Source organism: Lysobacter sp. P5_C4 (assembly GCF_054049695.1).
Genome location: NZ_JBFULX010000001.1, coordinates 525522 through 539850 on the forward strand (window position 1 = coordinate 525522; position 14329 = coordinate 539850).

Here is a 14329-nt window from a genome sequence, read left to right on the forward strand (position 1 = left end):
TCAGGAGAGATTCCATGAACACGAAGCTCGCTGTCCTCCTCGCCGCCGGCGTCCTCGCTCTCGCCGCCTGCAAGAACGAAACCCCGACCGCCCAGACCGAAGCCGCCCAGGCCGCCGACGCCACCGCCGCCGCTGGCGACCAGGCCGCCCAGGCTGCCGACGCTGCCGGCACCGCCGCCGCCGAAGGCGTCGACGCCGCTGCTGCCGCCACCGGTGAAGCCGCTGCCGAAACCGGCGCCGCCGTGACCGAGGCCACCGACGCCGCCGCTGCTGCTGCCACCAGCGCCGCCGCCGCGACCGCCGACACCGCCAAGGACGTCGCCGCCAAGGCCGACGCCGCCGCGACGGAAGCCAAGGAAGAGCCGAAGAAGTAATTCTTCGATTTTCCTGCAAGACCCGAAGCCCGCCGCAAGGCGGGCTTCTTTTTGGGCTCAGCAACCCACCGCCGGTTATCCTGCGGACCATTCGACCGCAAGCGACGCAACATGCCCGCACTCGCCTCCAGCCTCGACCCCCGCTCGCAGGACTTCCAGGACAACGCGGCGTATCACCGCGGACTCGTGGATGAGCTCGATGCACGCCTGCAGCGCGCGGCCGAAGGCGGCGGCCCCAAGGCCCGCGACAAGCACACCGAACGCGGCAAGTTGCTGGTGCGCGACCGCATCACCGCCCTGCTCGACCCGGGTTCCCCCTTCCTCGAGATCGCACCGCTCGCCGCCGAAGGCATGTACGACGGCGCCGCGCCCGCCGCGGGCATCGTCGCCGGCATCGGCCGCGTGCACGGCCAGGAAGTGGTGATCGTCGCCAACGACGCGACGGTCAAGGGCGGCACGTATTTCCCGATGACGGTGAAGAAGCATTTGCGCGCGCAGGAAGTCGCGCGCGAGAACCAGTTGCCGTGCGTCTACCTTGTCGATTCCGGCGGCGCGTTCCTGCCGCTGCAGGATGAAGTCTTCCCGGACAAGGAACACTTCGGCCGCATCTTCTACAACCAGGCGCGGTTGAGCGCGGAAAACATTCCGCAGATCGCCGTCGTCATGGGCTCGTGCACGGCGGGCGGCGCGTATGTGCCGGCGATGTGCGACGAATCGATCATCGTGCGCGAGCAAGGCACGATCTTCCTCGGCGGTCCGCCGTTGGTGAAAGCCGCGACCGGTGAAGTCGTCGATGCCGAATCGCTCGGCGGCGCCGACGTGCACACGTCGGTTTCCGGCGTCGCCGATCACTTCGCCGAAGACGACCGCGATGCGCTGCAGATCGCGCGCAACCTCGTGGCGCACCTCAATCGAAGCAAGACGGTGCCCGTCGCCACGCAGCCCGCGCGTGAGCCTTTGTTCGCGAGCGAAGAGCTGTACGGCATCGTGCCGAAGGACACCCGCCGCCCGTTCGACATCCGCGAGGTGATCGCGCGGATCGTCGACGGCAGCGAATTCCAGGAGTTCAAGGCACGCTACGGCAAGACGCTGGTGTGCGGATTCGCGCACATCCATGGGTATCCCGTCGGCATCATCGCCAACAACGGCATCCTGTTTTCGGAAAGCGCGCTCAAGGGCGCGCATTTCATCGAACTGTGCAACCAGCGCGACATCCCGCTGGTGTTCCTGCAGAACATCACCGGCTTCATGGTGGGCCGCAAGTACGAGAACGCGGGCATCGCGAAGGACGGCGCGAAGATGGTGACGGCGGTGGCGTGCTCGCACGTGCCGAAGTTCACCGTCGTCATCGGCGGCAGCTTCGGCGCGGGCAACTACGCGATGTGCGGCCGCGCGTACGGCGGTCGCTTCCTGTGGATGTGGCCGAACGCGCGCATCAGCGTGATGGGCGGCGAGCAGGCGGCCTCCGTGCTGTCGACGGTGAAGCGCGATGGCATCGAAGCCTCGGGCAAGGCCTGGTCTGCCGACGAGGAAGAAGCGTTCAAGGCGCCGATCCGCGACCAATACGAGTCGCAGGGCAATCCGTATTACGCGAGTGCGCGCTTGTGGGACGACGGCATCATCGATCCGGCCGATACGCGTCGCGTGCTTGGGCTGGGGCTCGCTGCAGCGCTCAACGCACCGATCGAAAAGGGCCGTTTCGGGATTTTCCGAATGTGATGCATGCACCGATGAATACGCCAAACCGTGAAATCAAGCTGTCCGCCGCCTGAAGGAAATGCCCTCCGAGGCAGCGTCAAAACCGCGTGACGGGTGCTAGCCTCGGTTTCCCTCAATGCAGCAGGATTTCCCGCCCATGGCCCTTTGGAAAGATCAGGCCCCCACCAAGCCCGCCACCGGCAACCCGCCCCCGTCGTCGGAACCGGCCCGCTTCCAGCCCGAGGTCACGGCTGTGCCGACGCCTGCTGCCGCCACCCCCACCCCGGCTCCGACGCAGGCAGCCCCGCGCCCGGCCGCGCGCCAGGTCGGTGAATCGGTGATCGCCGCCGAGCTCACCATCGAAGGCAAGATCCACGGCACCGGCCATGTGCGCATCGCCGGCCAGTTCAAGGGCGACGTCAACGTCGAAGGCGACCTGACCATCGAGAAGGGCGCCAAGCTCACCGGCGGCGTCAAGGCGCAGAAGATCATCATCGCGGGCGAACTCGACGGCAACGTCGAAATGGCGCAGCGCGTCGAGCTGCTGGAAACCGGCGTGCTCAATGGCGATCTCAAGGCCCAGTCGTTCACCGTCGCCGCCGGCTCGCGCATGCGCGGTGCGGTCGAATTCGGTTGGGACGACAAGGGCCGCAAGGGCGACGACGCCTGAGCATGAGCGCCGCGCGCCCTGGAACGGCAGGTGCCACGCGCACCTGCCCGCACTGCAAGGCGACGATCCTCGAAAGCGCCAGCGTGTGCCCCGCGTGCCGGGGCCACCTGCGTTACGACGAGGCCGCACTCGCGCGCGCGAAGACAGCGATCCAGCCCTTGCAGGTCGAAGGCACGATCTCGCCGCCCGACGGCGACACGGTGTTCGAGTATTCGATGGTGCTTTCGATCCGGAACGATCGCGGCGAGGAAGTCACGCGGCAGGTCGTCGGCGTGGGTGCGTTGCAACCCGATGAGAAGCGCACCTTCTCGGTGGTCGTCGAAATGATCGAAGCCACCGGCGCGAAGGGCAAGCGTCGCCACTGATCCTCAGTGCGAGGAACACCCGTCGCAACCGCCGTCGCCGCATGCGGCGGCGTTGCGCACTGTCGGCGCGACCCACAGGCCGACCTTCCGCACCCACTTCGGCCGTGCCTCGCGCACCAGCGGCACGGCGCACGCGACGCGAAACTTGCGCACGCCTGCAGGCCAGCGCGAATGCAACACGAATGCACCGCTCGCGACGACCACGGCACCGACCACGACGTACTGCGCGAGGAGCCCGGCGTGCATCACCCGCCTCCCATCGCGACCGCGACCTGGTAGGTCACCAATGACGCGAGATACGCCAGCGCGAACAGATAGCCGGCGCTGATCGCCATCTGTTTCCAGGACCCCGTCTCGCGCTTGATCGTCGCCAGCGTCGACAGGCATTGCGGCGCGTAGATGTACCAGACGAGCAACGACAGCGCCGTCGCCAGCGACCAGCCACTGGCGATGATCGGCGACAACGCGGCCGACGCCGCGGCATCGTCCGCCGCCTGCAAGGCATACACGGTCGCGAGCGACGACACCGCCACTTCGCGCGCCGCCAGGCCGGGAATCAGCGCGATGCAGATCTGCCAGTTGAAGCCGATCGGCGCGAACACCGTCTGCATCGCGCGTCCGATATGGCCGGCGAAACTGTTGGTGACGTCCGTGCCGCCGTGCGGGAAATACAGCAGCACCCACAGCAGCACCGTCATCGCCAGGATGATGCCGCCCACGCGCTTGAGGAAGATCATCGCGCGCTCCGACAGGCCGAGCGCGAGGTCGCGCGGGTGCGGCATGCGGTACGACGGCAGCTCCAGCATCAGCGGATGCTCGCTCTTGTCGCGGCGCCATTTCTTCATCACCCACGCCACGGCGAGCGCACTGAGGATGCCGGCGGCGTACAGCGCGAACAGCACCAGGCCCTGCATGTTGAACCAGCCGATGTCGCGCTTCGGGATGAACGCGCCGATCAGCAACGCATACACGGGCAAACGCGCCGAACACGTCATCAGCGGTGCGACGATGATCGTCGCCAGGCGATCGCGCGGATCCTGGATCGAACGCGTCGCCATGATCCCGGGGATCGCACATGCAAACGACGACAACAGCGGAATGAACGAACGCCCCGACAAACCCGCCTTCGCCATCGTGCGATCCAGCAGGAACGCCGCGCGCGGCAGGTAACCGGACTCCTCGAGCGCGAGGATGAAGAGGAACAGGATCAGGATCTGCGGCAGGAACACGATCACGCCGCCGACGCCCGAGATGATGCCGTCGGCGAGCAGGCTGTTGAGCGGTCCCGCGGGCAAGGTGGTGCGGGTGAACTCGGCCAGCCAGGACGTGCCGGCGTCGATGGCGTCCATCAACGGCGTTGCCCACGCGTACACGGCCTGGAAGATCAGGAACATCACCACGCCGAGTGCGACCAGCCCGAGGATCGGATGCAGCAGCCAGCGATCGAGCGCGTCGTCGATCTCCGCGGTGCGGCGCGGCATCGTCACGGCGAGCGACAGCAGGCGGCGCGTCTCTTTGTGCAGTGCTTCGGGGTCGACATCGGTGGGCGTCGATGCAGGCGCCTGCATGTTCGACGACATCGCATCGAGCATCGAGACCAATGCACGTGCGCCATCGCGGCGCACGGCGATCGTCGGCACGACGGGGACACCGAGTTCGCCTTCGAGTTTCGCCAGATCCACTTCGATGCCGCGACGCTTGGCCGCATCCATCATGTTGACCGCGAGCACCATCGGCTTGCCGAGCGCGCGCACTTCGAGCGCGAAGCGCAGGTGCAAGCGCAGGTTGGTGGCGTCGACGACGCAGACGATGACGTCGGGCGCGGGTTCGCCGGGATAGAAGCCGCGGCAAAGATCGCGCGTGATCGCTTCGTCCAGGCTTGCGGCGTGCAGGCTGTAGGCGCCCGGAAGATCGAGCAATGCATAGGAGCGGCCCGACGGCGCATGGAAGCGGCCTTCCTTGCGTTCGACGGTGACGCCGGCGTAGTTCGCCACTTTCTGGCGGCTGCCGGTGAGCAGGTTGAACAGCGCCGTCTTCCCGCAATTGGGATTGCCGACGAGTGCGACGCGCAGCGGCGTTGCGAGGGCAGCGCTCATGCAACGACCTCGTGGCGACGCACGACGATGCGTTGCGCTTCGGCGCGACGCAGCGCGAATCGCGTGAAGCCCACTTGCACGAGCAACGGTTCGGCGCCGAGCGGACCAGCGGCCACCACTTCCACCAATTCGCCCGCGACAAAGCCGAGTTCGCGCAGGCGGCGCGCGATGGCGTCGTTGGGCGCGTGGTCTTCGACGCGTTCGACGGCGGCGGCGATGCGGCGCGGCAGGTCGGTCAGCCTCACGGGCGGGTACTCACTGGGCAGTGGCCGGGCGAATAGGAATTGTTCTCAAGAATACCACTACGGCCGGCCGGCTTATCATTCGGCTTCTTTCCCTGACGGACGGCCCGATGCGCGACAGCCTGCAGTTGCTCCGCGAGGGCGCCCTCGCCCGCCTGCGCCTGGCCCGGCCGCAGCTGCACAACGCCTTCGACGCCGACCTGATCGCCGATCTCACGGCGGCGTTGGACGAGATCGGCGGCGACCCCGCCATCCGCGTCCTCGTGCTCGAAGGCGACGGCGCCTCGTTCTCTGCAGGCGCCGACCTGAACTGGATGCGTGGCATGGCGGCGGCCACCGAGGCGGACAACCGCGAGGACTCGCTGAAGCTGGCGCGCCTGATGCGCACGCTCGACGAACTCCCGAAGCCGACCATCGCCCGCGTCCACGGCGCGGCCTTCGGTGGCGGCGTCGGTCTGGTCGCCTGCTGCGACATCGCGATCGCGAGCGCCAACGCCACCTTCGGCCTCACCGAAGCCCGCCTCGGCCTGCTGCCTGCCGTGATATCACCCTATGTGATCGCCGCGATCGGCGCACGCCAGGCGCGGCGCTGGTTCGCCACCGCCGAGCGGTTCGACGCGAACGAAGCCCATCGCATCGGCCTGGTGCACCAAGTCGTCGCGGACGAAGCGGCGCTCGACACCGCCGTGCAGCACCAGGTCGCCTTGCTGATGCAAGCCGGCCCGGTGGCCGCGTCGACCGCCAAGGCACTCGTCCGCCGCGTTGCGAACGCACACGACGCCCACACAATCGATGCGGAGAATGCGGCGCTCATTGCCGGCCTCCGCGTTTCGCCCGAAGGCCAGGAGGGTCTGTCGGCCTTCCTGGGCAAGCGCAAACCCGCCTGGACGGAAACCTGATGTTCGATACGGTCCTCATCGCCAACCGCGGCGAAATCGCCTGCCGCGTGATCCGCACCTGTCGCCGCCTCGGCATCCGCACCGTCGCGGTGTTCTCGGAAGCCGATGCCGATGCGCAACACGTGCGCCTGGCCGATGCCGCGTATCCGATCGGCGGCCCGCGTCCGCAGGACAGTTACCTGCGCGGCGATGCGATCCTGGAAGTCGCGAAAAAATCCGGCGCACAGGCGATCCACCCCGGCTACGGTTTCCTGAGCGAAAACGCCGACTTCGCCGATGCGGTCGAAGCCGCCGGCCTGGTGTTCATCGGCCCGCACGCAGCATCGATGCGCAAGATGGGCAGCAAGGCCGGCGCAAAGGAATTGATGCAGGCAGCGGGCGTGCCCGTCGTGCCCGGTTACACGGGCGAAGACCAATCGCCCGACGTGCTCGCGCGCGAAGCCGCGCGCATCGGCTTCCCGCTGATGATCAAGGCCGCGCACGGCGGCGGCGGCAAGGGCATGCGCATCGTGCGCGTGCTCGATGAATTCCTGCCCGCGCTCGAATCCTGCCAGCGCGAAGCGCGCAACGCCTTCGGCCGCGACCGCGTGCTGCTCGAACGCTACGTCACGCGCCCACGCCACATCGAAATCCAGGTCTTCGCCGACACGCACGGCCACACGCTGCATCTCAACGAACGCGAGTGTTCGGCGCAGCGTCGCTACCAGAAGGTGCTCGAAGAGTCGCCTTCGGTCGTACTGACGCCCGCATTGCGCAAGCAGATGGGCGACGCCGCCGTCGCCGCCGCGCGCGCGATCGACTACGTCAACGCCGGCACCTGCGAATTCATCGTCGAATCCGGCGAAGACGGCGTGCCGACCGGGTTCTACTTCATGGAGATCAACACGCGCCTGCAGGTCGAACACCCGGTCACCGAAATGGTCACGGGCCTGGACCTCGTCGAATGGCAACTCCGCGTCGCCGCCGGCGAAGCATTGCCGCTGGCGCAGGAGGACATCGCGCAGGACGGCCACGCCATCGAAGTGCGCCTGTACGCCGAAGATCCGGAAGCCGGCTTCCTGCCGGGCTCGGGCAAGCTCGAACGCCTGCGCTTTCCGGCAACCAACGGCCATGTGCGCATCGATTCGGGCGTCGTCGCCGGCGACACCGTCACGATCTTCTACGACCCGATGATCGCGAAACTGATCGTCCATGACGCCGACCGCGCGTCTGCCCTCGCCCGCTTGCGCGATGCGCTCGCGCAATGCGAGATCGGCGGGCCGAAGTCGAACATCGAGTTCCTCGAACGCCTCGTGCGCCATCCGGCGATCGTGGACGGCACCATCGACACCGCGTACCTGGATCGCCACCTCGACGAATTCATGCCGCCGACGGAAGTCGACCGGGGCCTGCTGCTCGCCGCCGCGACCTCGCAATTGCTCGCGCAGGAAAGCGCAGCGCGTGAAGCGGCCGCTGCGTCGAGCGATCCGACGTCGCCCTGGGCCATCGCCGACGGCTGGCGCCTGGGCCACGCGGGCAAGCGCGATCTCGCCTTCCTGCATCGCGGGGAGCGCCTGGTGCTTTCCGCGCACGGCAGCGGCGGCGACTACCGCATCGAACATGCGGGCGCGGCGCACGTGGTCTCCGGTGCCCGCCTCGAAGGCAGCGCGCTGAGCGCGCGCATCGACGGCGAGGGCCGCCGTTTCACGATCGATCTCGACGCCCAGCGCACCGTGGCCCACGACGGCCAGCGCCGCCTGCGCCTGGAGCCGGTCGGGGTGTATCGTCGGGATGCGGCTGCGGCCGGCGATGGCGGCAACCGTGTCCTCGCGCCCATGCCCGGTCGCGTTGTGGTCGTGAAGGCGCGCGCGGGCGACGCCGTCCGCGCAGGGCAGGAGGTCCTCGTGATCGAAGCGATGAAGATGGAATTGAGCCTCAAGGCGCCGCGCGACGGGCGCATCGGCGAAGTGCGTGCGGCTGCCGGCGATTTCGTCGACGCCGACGCCGTCCTCGTGACGCTTGAAGCTGATGTCTGACCACGTCCGCATCGTCGAAGTCGGCCCGCGCGACGGGCTGCAGAACGAAAAAACGCTGGTCCCCACGCCGTCGAAGATCGAACTGATCGATCGCCTGACCGCCACCGGGCTGTCGACGATCGAAGCGACGAGCTTCGTGAGCCCGAAGTGGGTGCCGCAACTGGCCGACGCCGCCGAAGTGTTCGCGGGCATCACGCGCAAGCACGGCGTGCGTTATCCGGTGCTGGTGCCGAACGAACAGGGCTACGACCGCGCGCGCGCCGTCGGCGCCGACGAAGTCGCGGTGTTCACCGCGGCATCGGAGGCTTTCAACCAAAAGAACATCAACGCGACGATCCATGAATCGATCGAACGCTTCCGCCCCGTCCTCGAACGTGCGAACCACGAAGGCGTGCGCGTGCGCGGCTACGTTTCCACCGTGCTCGGCTGCCCATACCAGGGCGAAGTGGCGGTCGCGGACGTCGTGCGCGTCGCCAAGCGCATGCATGCGCTCGGGTGTTACGAGATCTCGCTCGGCGACACGATCGGCGTCGGCACGCCGGCGAAAGCGCGCGCGATGTTGCGCGCCGTCGCGCAGGAAGTGCCGATGCGTGCGCTCGCCGTGCATTTCCACGACACCTACGGCCAGGCGCTTCCCAATCTGCTCGCCTGCCTGGAAGAAGGCGTGCGCGTGGCGGACGCTTCAGTCTCCGGCACGGGCGGCTGCCCTTACGCGAAGGGCGCGACCGGCAATGTCGCGACCGAAGACGTCGTCTACATGCTGCACGGCATGGGCATGCAGACCGGCATCGACCTGGACAGACTCGTCGACACCGGCCGTTGGCTCGCCGATCTCCTCGGTCGCTCGAGCAGCAGCAAGGTCACCCAGGCGCGGGCAGTGGCGTGAAAGACGACGCGCTCCGCCGGAAACTCGCGGACGCGCAGGCTGCGCTGCAAGCCGCCAGCGCGGCGCTCGAGGTGGAACGCAATCGCTTCCGCGCATTGTTCGACGCGGTGCCCGACCCGGTCAGCATCCTGGACTGGGAAGGCACGGTGCTCGACCTCAACACCGCGGGCATTGCGGCGTACAACCGCCCGCGCGGCGACATCATCGGCAAGAACATCGACATCCTCAATCCCGATCTTCCGCGCGACCATCTCGCGCCGGTGTGGGAAGTGCTCAATCGCGGCGGCACCTACGTCGTCGAAGTCACCAACATGCGTGCCGACGGCACGCGCTTCCCCGTCGAGGTGCATTCGGCCGGGTTCGACGATGGCGGCGAGACCCGCATCGTCGCCGTCGCCCGCGACCTCAGCAAACGACACGAAGCGGAAGTCCGCTATCGCGAGCTGATGGAAGTGATCGACAAGGGCATCCTCGTGCGCAAGGCCGATGGCCGCGTCGCGTACGCCAATCCGGCAGCGATGCGCATCCTGGGGATCCCGAAAGGCGCCAGCCTGGTGGAAGAACTCGCGCTGGATCACTGGCGTGTCTTCGACGAACACGGCAAGCAACTGGACGACCAGGACCTTCCCTCGTTCCGCGCACTGCGCACCGGCACGATTTCGCCGAGTACCGTGCTCGGTTTCCTGAACCTGCGCACACGCCGCCTGACCTGGCTGTCGATCACCTCGGTGCCCCAGTTCGCGCCGGGGCAGGATCACCCCATGCAGGTGTTGTCGCTGTTTTCCGACGTCACCGGGTTCAAGCGCGACATCACGCTGTTCGATCGCGTGCAGGACCTCGCGCACGTCGGTGGTTGGGAATGGGACGCCAACAACGAGCACGTGTATCTCACCGGCGAAGCGCAACGCATGCTCGGGCTGGCGCGCGCGTCGGCGAGCATGGGCGAGTTGCAGGCGTGCCTGCGCGAATCCGAACGCAAGCGCTTCCACGAAGCGCTGACGCGCGCGGTGGAACACGGCGAAGGCTTCGAGATGGACCTGCAGGGCATCCGCGCCGACGGGCACTCGCTGTGGATCCGCATCATCGGCGAAGCCGAAGCCGCCGACCCGACGGGCACGCGCCTGACCGGCACGTTCCAGGACATCACCGAAACCAAGCAGGCCGAGGAAACCCTGCGCGTGCAGGCGCGCACCGACCCGCTGACGATGTTGTTCAACCGCGACGCGGTGCTGGAGGAACTCCAGGCGCGATTGTCCGACCCCTCGCATTCCGACGTCGCCGTGCTCTACATCGACCTGGATCGCTTCAAGGTCGTCAACGATGTCCTCGGCCACGCCGCCGGCGACCAGGTGATCGCGAGCGCCGCGCGCCGCATCCAGCGCGCGGTTGCGACCGAAGGTTTGATCGCGCGCTTCGGCGGCGACGAATTCCTCGTCGTGTGCCAGACCGGCGATGATCCCGAGCGTCCGCAACGGCTGGCGGCTGCGATCCTCGAGGCGTTCGGCGATGCCTTCCGCATGGCCGGCGAGGAATTCACGATCACCGCGAGCATCGGCATCGCGCGCGCGCCCGAACATGGCGATCGCCCGCAAGGGTTGATCCAGAACGCCGACGTCGCGATGTACGACAGCAAACGCCGCGCGCGCAACGGCTGGCAGGATTTCAGCCCCGCGCTGGCCGAACAGCAGTTGCAACGCCTGCAGATGGAAACGCACCTGCGGCGCGCGGTCGACAATCGCGAATTCAAGTTGGTCTACCAGCCGCAGGTCGAACTGGCGACGGGCCGCATCGTCGCCGCCGAAGCCTTGATCCGCTGGCGCAACGACACGCTCGGCGAAATGCGCCCCGATCATTTCATCGGGCACGCGGAGAACACCGGCGACATCGTGCGCATCGGCGGCTGGGTGTTGCGCGAGGCGTGCCAGCAGATGCGGCGTTGGCGCGACGAAGGCCTGTCGATCGAACGCGTCGCGGTGAATGTTTCCTACCGCCAGTTCCTCGCCGAAGACCTCGCCGAAACCGTGTCCGAAGCGCTCGCAAGCGCCGGCCTGCCCGGCGACGCGCTGGAACTGGAGTTCACCGAGCGCGTGTTGATCGAAGATGCACCCGATACGCTGACGACCTTCGCGGGGCTGCGCATGCTCGGCGTGTTGTTGAGCATCGACGATTTCGGCGAAGGTTACAGCGCGCTCAACTACCTGCGCCGCCTGCCGATCCATGGCCTGAAACTCAGCCAGCAATTCCTCTCGGGCGTGCCGCACAACACCTCCGACGTCGCGATCTGCCAGGCCGTCGCCGGCATCGCGCAAAGCCTGGGCCTCGGCCTCGTCGCCGAAGGCGTCGAGAGCGATGCGCAACGTCAATTCCTCATCCGCCTGGGCGTCAAGATCGGCCAGGGGTTCCTCTTCGCCCCGGGCCTGATGCCGGAAGAACTCGCCCTGCGCATCGCGCGCCACGTCCCCACGAAAGCCCATGCCTGAAGTGTCCGTACGTCCCATACAAGCGCGCGACGATGCGCGCATGGCGGAAATCATCCGCACCGTGATGCCCGAATTCGGCGCGAGCGGCGCGGGGTTCGCGATCAACGATCCCGAAGTCGACTGGATGAGCCGCAGTTACGCGCAGCCACGCAGCGCGTACTGGGTGGTCGAACGCGACGGCATCGTGGAAGGCGGCGGCGGCGTTGCGCCGCTGGAAGGCGGCGATGCGGATACCTGCGAGTTGCGCAAGATGTATTTCCTGTCGTCGTTGCGCGGCCTGGGCGCCGGTGCCGAAGTGATGCGCCTGTCGCTCGACGCAGCGCGCGCATTCGGTTTCAAGCGCTGCTATCTCGAAACGCTTGCGGGGATGGATGCGGCGATGCGCCTGTACGAACGCACCGGCTTCCGGCGCATCGACAAACCGATGGGCGCCACCGGCCACGGCGGCTGCAACACGTTCTATCTGTTGGAGCTCTGACGATGCGTGCATGGCTGGGTGCGTTGCTGGCGTTGCTGGCGTTGGTGTCGTTGCAGGCCTTCGCCGCGGAGGCGCCGAAGCCCACCTATTTGCTGCAACCCGATCGCGTGTGGACCGGCGAAGGCGCGGCACACGCCGGGTGGGTCGTGCTCGTGCGCGACGGCGCGATCGCCTCCGTCGGTGATGCGGAAACCATCGGCGCACCTGCCGATGCGCAGCGCATCGCCCTCCCCGGCGCGACGGTGGTGCCGGGATTGATCGACCTGCACTCGCACATTTTCCTGCATCCCTACAACGAGACGCTCTGGAACGACCAGGTCCTGAAAGAGCCGGAGGCCGAACGCGTTCTGCGCGCGGCGCGCCACGCACACGACACGTTGCAGGCCGGCTTCACCACCCTGCGCGACCTCGGCACCGAAGGCGCGAACTACGACGATGTCGCGATGAAGCATGCGATCGAAAACGGATTGACCGATGGTCCGCGCTTGTTCGTCGCGACGAAGGCGATCGTCGCGACGGCCAGCTACGGCCCCGGCCCGCGTGGTTTTCGCGACGATCTGAACCTGCCGCGCGGCGCGCAGGAAGTCAGCGGCGTCGACGCCGGCATCGCCGCCGTGCGCGACCAGGCGGGTCACGGCGCGGACTGGATCAAGCTTTACGGCGACTACCGCATCGGCACCGACGGCAGCACGCAACCGACATTCACGCCCGCCGAGTTGAAAGCGATGGTGGAAGCCGCGCACCTCTCCGGCCGCCCCGTCGCCGTGCACGCGATGACCGACAAGGCCGTGCGGATGGCCGTCGACGCGGGCGCCGACACGATCGAACACGGTTACGAAGTCTCCGACGAAACGTTCCGCCGCATGCGCGAGCACAACGTGGCATGGCTGCCGACGCTGACCGCCACCGAAGCCTATGGCGAATACTTCGAACATTACGTCCCCGGCCAATCGCAGCCGACGCAGGAAATGCGCGAGGTCGCCGCCGCCTTCGCCCGCGCGCGCAAGGCCGGCACGACGATCGCCTGCGGCAGCGACGTCGGCGTGTTCGCCCATGGCGACAACTTCCGCGAGCCCGAATGGCTGGTCCGCCTGGGCATGACGCCGGTGGAAGCCCTGCAGGCCTGCACGACAGTGGCGGCGAAGGTGCTGCGCCAGGACGCGAAGTTCGGCGCGATCCGCACCGGCTTGCGCGCCGACCTGGCGGCCTTCACCGGCGACCCGACGCAGGACATCGGCGCCTTGCGCCATCCGGTCTTCGTGATGAAGGACGGCGCGGTCGCCCGCCGGCCGGACGCGGCCGCGCCATAGGCTAAAATCCCCGGCTCTTTACCGCCCGCAGGGACTGACCCATGCAACTGTCTTCCACCCGCGCCATCGTCACCGGCGGCGTCTCCGGCCTGGGCTTCGCGGTCGCGCAGCACCTGGTCGCCAACGGCGCGAAGGTCGCGCTGTTCGATGTCAACGAAGAAAAGGGCGCGGCCGCCATTGCACAACTCGGTGCCGCCAAAGCAACCTTCTTCAAGACCGATGTCAGCGACGAAGCGGGCGTCACCGCGAACGTCGCCGCCGCAAAGGATTTCCTCGGGGGCCTGAACGTCGCGATCAACTGCGCCGGCATCCTCGGTGCGGGCCGCGTGCTCGGCAAGGAAGCGCCGATGCCGCTGTCGCAATTCTCGACGACCGTCATGGTCAACCTCGTCGGCAGCTTCAACGTGGCGAAGGCCGCGGCGAACCTGATGCAGCACAACGACCCCGGCACCGACGGCGAGCGCGGCGTGATCATCAACACCGCGTCGGTCGCTGCGTACGAAGGACAGATCGGCCAGGCCGCGTATTCGGCGTCGAAGGGCGGCGTGGTCGGCATGACGCTCCCGATGGCGCGCGAACTCGCGCGTTTCGGCATCCGCGTGATGACCATCGCCCCGGGCGTGTTCTGGACGCCGATGGTCGACGGCATGCCGGACAACGTGCAGCAGGCCCTCGCCGCTTCGATCCCCTTCCCCTCGCGCTTGGGCAAGCCCGAAGAGTTCGCCGACCTCGTCGCCTACATCCTCGGCAACACCTACCTCAACGGCGAAACGATCCGCCTCGACGGCGCCACGCGCCTCGCACCGAAGTGATCCC

General features: G+C 67.6%; 14 protein-coding genes. 11 read left to right on the forward strand and 3 right to left on the reverse strand.

Features of this window, described 5'->3' with window-relative positions:
• The first annotated feature begins 14 nt into the window (after positions 1-14).
• The 4 genes from ACXJJ8_RS02435 (at position 15) to ACXJJ8_RS02450 (ending at position 3107) form a co-directional block, all read left to right on the forward strand.
• On the forward strand, positions 15-374 hold the full coding sequence (locus tag ACXJJ8_RS02435) for a hypothetical protein (protein ID WP_499026686.1): 360 nt from the start codon (positions 15-17) through the stop codon (positions 372-374).
• Between the two features lie 111 nt (positions 375-485).
• On the forward strand, positions 486-2093 hold the full coding sequence (locus ACXJJ8_RS02440) for a carboxyl transferase domain-containing protein (RefSeq protein ID WP_499026687.1): 1608 nt from the start codon (positions 486-488) through the stop codon (positions 2091-2093).
• A gap of 136 nt (positions 2094-2229) precedes the next feature.
• Positions 2230-2742, forward strand: coding sequence for a bactofilin family protein (locus ACXJJ8_RS02445; RefSeq protein WP_499026689.1), 513 nt, complete (start codon positions 2230-2232; stop codon positions 2740-2742).
• A gap of 2 nt (positions 2743-2744) precedes the next feature.
• Positions 2745-3107: a hypothetical protein gene (locus ACXJJ8_RS02450; protein WP_499026690.1), complete on the forward strand. Its 363-nt coding sequence runs from the start codon at positions 2745-2747 to the stop codon at positions 3105-3107.
• Positions 3108-3110: 3 nt separating this feature from the next.
• On the opposite strand, the gene ACXJJ8_RS02455 is transcribed toward ACXJJ8_RS02450, so the two are convergent.
• Genes ACXJJ8_RS02455 through ACXJJ8_RS02465 form a run of 3 tightly spaced genes read right to left on the reverse strand, consistent with a single transcriptional unit; the run spans position 3111 to position 5448 of the window.
• On the reverse strand, positions 3111-3353 hold the full coding sequence (locus ACXJJ8_RS02455) for a DUF6587 family protein (protein WP_499026691.1): 243 nt from the start codon (positions 3351-3353) through the stop codon (positions 3111-3113).
• Positions 3353-5203 (reverse strand): ferrous iron transport protein B, encoded by a 1851-nt coding sequence (gene feoB / locus ACXJJ8_RS02460; RefSeq protein ID WP_499026692.1) that lies wholly within the window; start codon positions 5201-5203, stop codon positions 3353-3355. Before feoB ends, ACXJJ8_RS02455 begins: the two co-directional genes overlap by 1 nt.
• Positions 5200-5448: a FeoA family protein gene (locus ACXJJ8_RS02465; RefSeq protein WP_499026694.1), complete on the reverse strand. Its 249-nt coding sequence runs from the start codon at positions 5446-5448 to the stop codon at positions 5200-5202. Before ACXJJ8_RS02465 ends, feoB begins: the two co-directional genes overlap by 4 nt.
• 107 nt (positions 5449-5555) lie before the next feature.
• Between ACXJJ8_RS02465 and ACXJJ8_RS02470 the strand changes: the two genes are divergently transcribed.
• Genes ACXJJ8_RS02470 through ACXJJ8_RS02500 form a run of 7 tightly spaced genes read left to right on the forward strand, consistent with a single transcriptional unit; the run spans position 5556 to position 14325 of the window.
• Positions 5556-6344 (forward strand): enoyl-CoA hydratase-related protein, encoded by a 789-nt coding sequence (locus ACXJJ8_RS02470; RefSeq protein WP_499026695.1) that lies wholly within the window; start codon positions 5556-5558, stop codon positions 6342-6344.
• Positions 6344-8359, forward strand: coding sequence for an acetyl/propionyl/methylcrotonyl-CoA carboxylase subunit alpha (locus ACXJJ8_RS02475; RefSeq protein ID WP_499026697.1), 2016 nt, complete (start codon positions 6344-6346; stop codon positions 8357-8359). The genes ACXJJ8_RS02470 and ACXJJ8_RS02475 overlap by 1 nt, the downstream gene beginning before the upstream one ends.
• Entirely contained in the window at positions 8352-9245 is an 894-nt protein-coding gene (locus ACXJJ8_RS02480; protein WP_499026698.1) for a hydroxymethylglutaryl-CoA lyase, read from the forward strand. Before ACXJJ8_RS02475 ends, ACXJJ8_RS02480 begins: the two co-directional genes overlap by 8 nt.
• A complete protein-coding gene (locus tag ACXJJ8_RS02485) occupies positions 9242-11725 on the forward strand; it encodes a sensor domain-containing protein (RefSeq protein ID WP_499026699.1) in 2484 nt (827 codons plus the stop codon). The genes ACXJJ8_RS02480 and ACXJJ8_RS02485 overlap by 4 nt, the downstream gene beginning before the upstream one ends.
• Positions 11718-12203, forward strand: coding sequence for a GNAT family N-acetyltransferase (locus tag ACXJJ8_RS02490; RefSeq protein ID WP_499026700.1), 486 nt, complete (start codon positions 11718-11720; stop codon positions 12201-12203). Before ACXJJ8_RS02485 ends, ACXJJ8_RS02490 begins: the two co-directional genes overlap by 8 nt.
• 2 nt (positions 12204-12205) lie before the next feature.
• The gene (locus ACXJJ8_RS02495; protein WP_499026702.1) at positions 12206-13513 is read left to right on the forward strand and encodes a metal-dependent hydrolase family protein; all 1308 of its coding nucleotides are present in this window, start codon (positions 12206-12208) and stop codon (positions 13511-13513) included.
• A gap of 41 nt (positions 13514-13554) precedes the next feature.
• Complete coding sequence (locus tag ACXJJ8_RS02500) at positions 13555-14325, forward strand: SDR family NAD(P)-dependent oxidoreductase (protein WP_499026703.1); 771 nt, start codon at positions 13555-13557, stop codon at positions 14323-14325.
• Positions 14326-14329 lie beyond the last annotated feature (4 nt).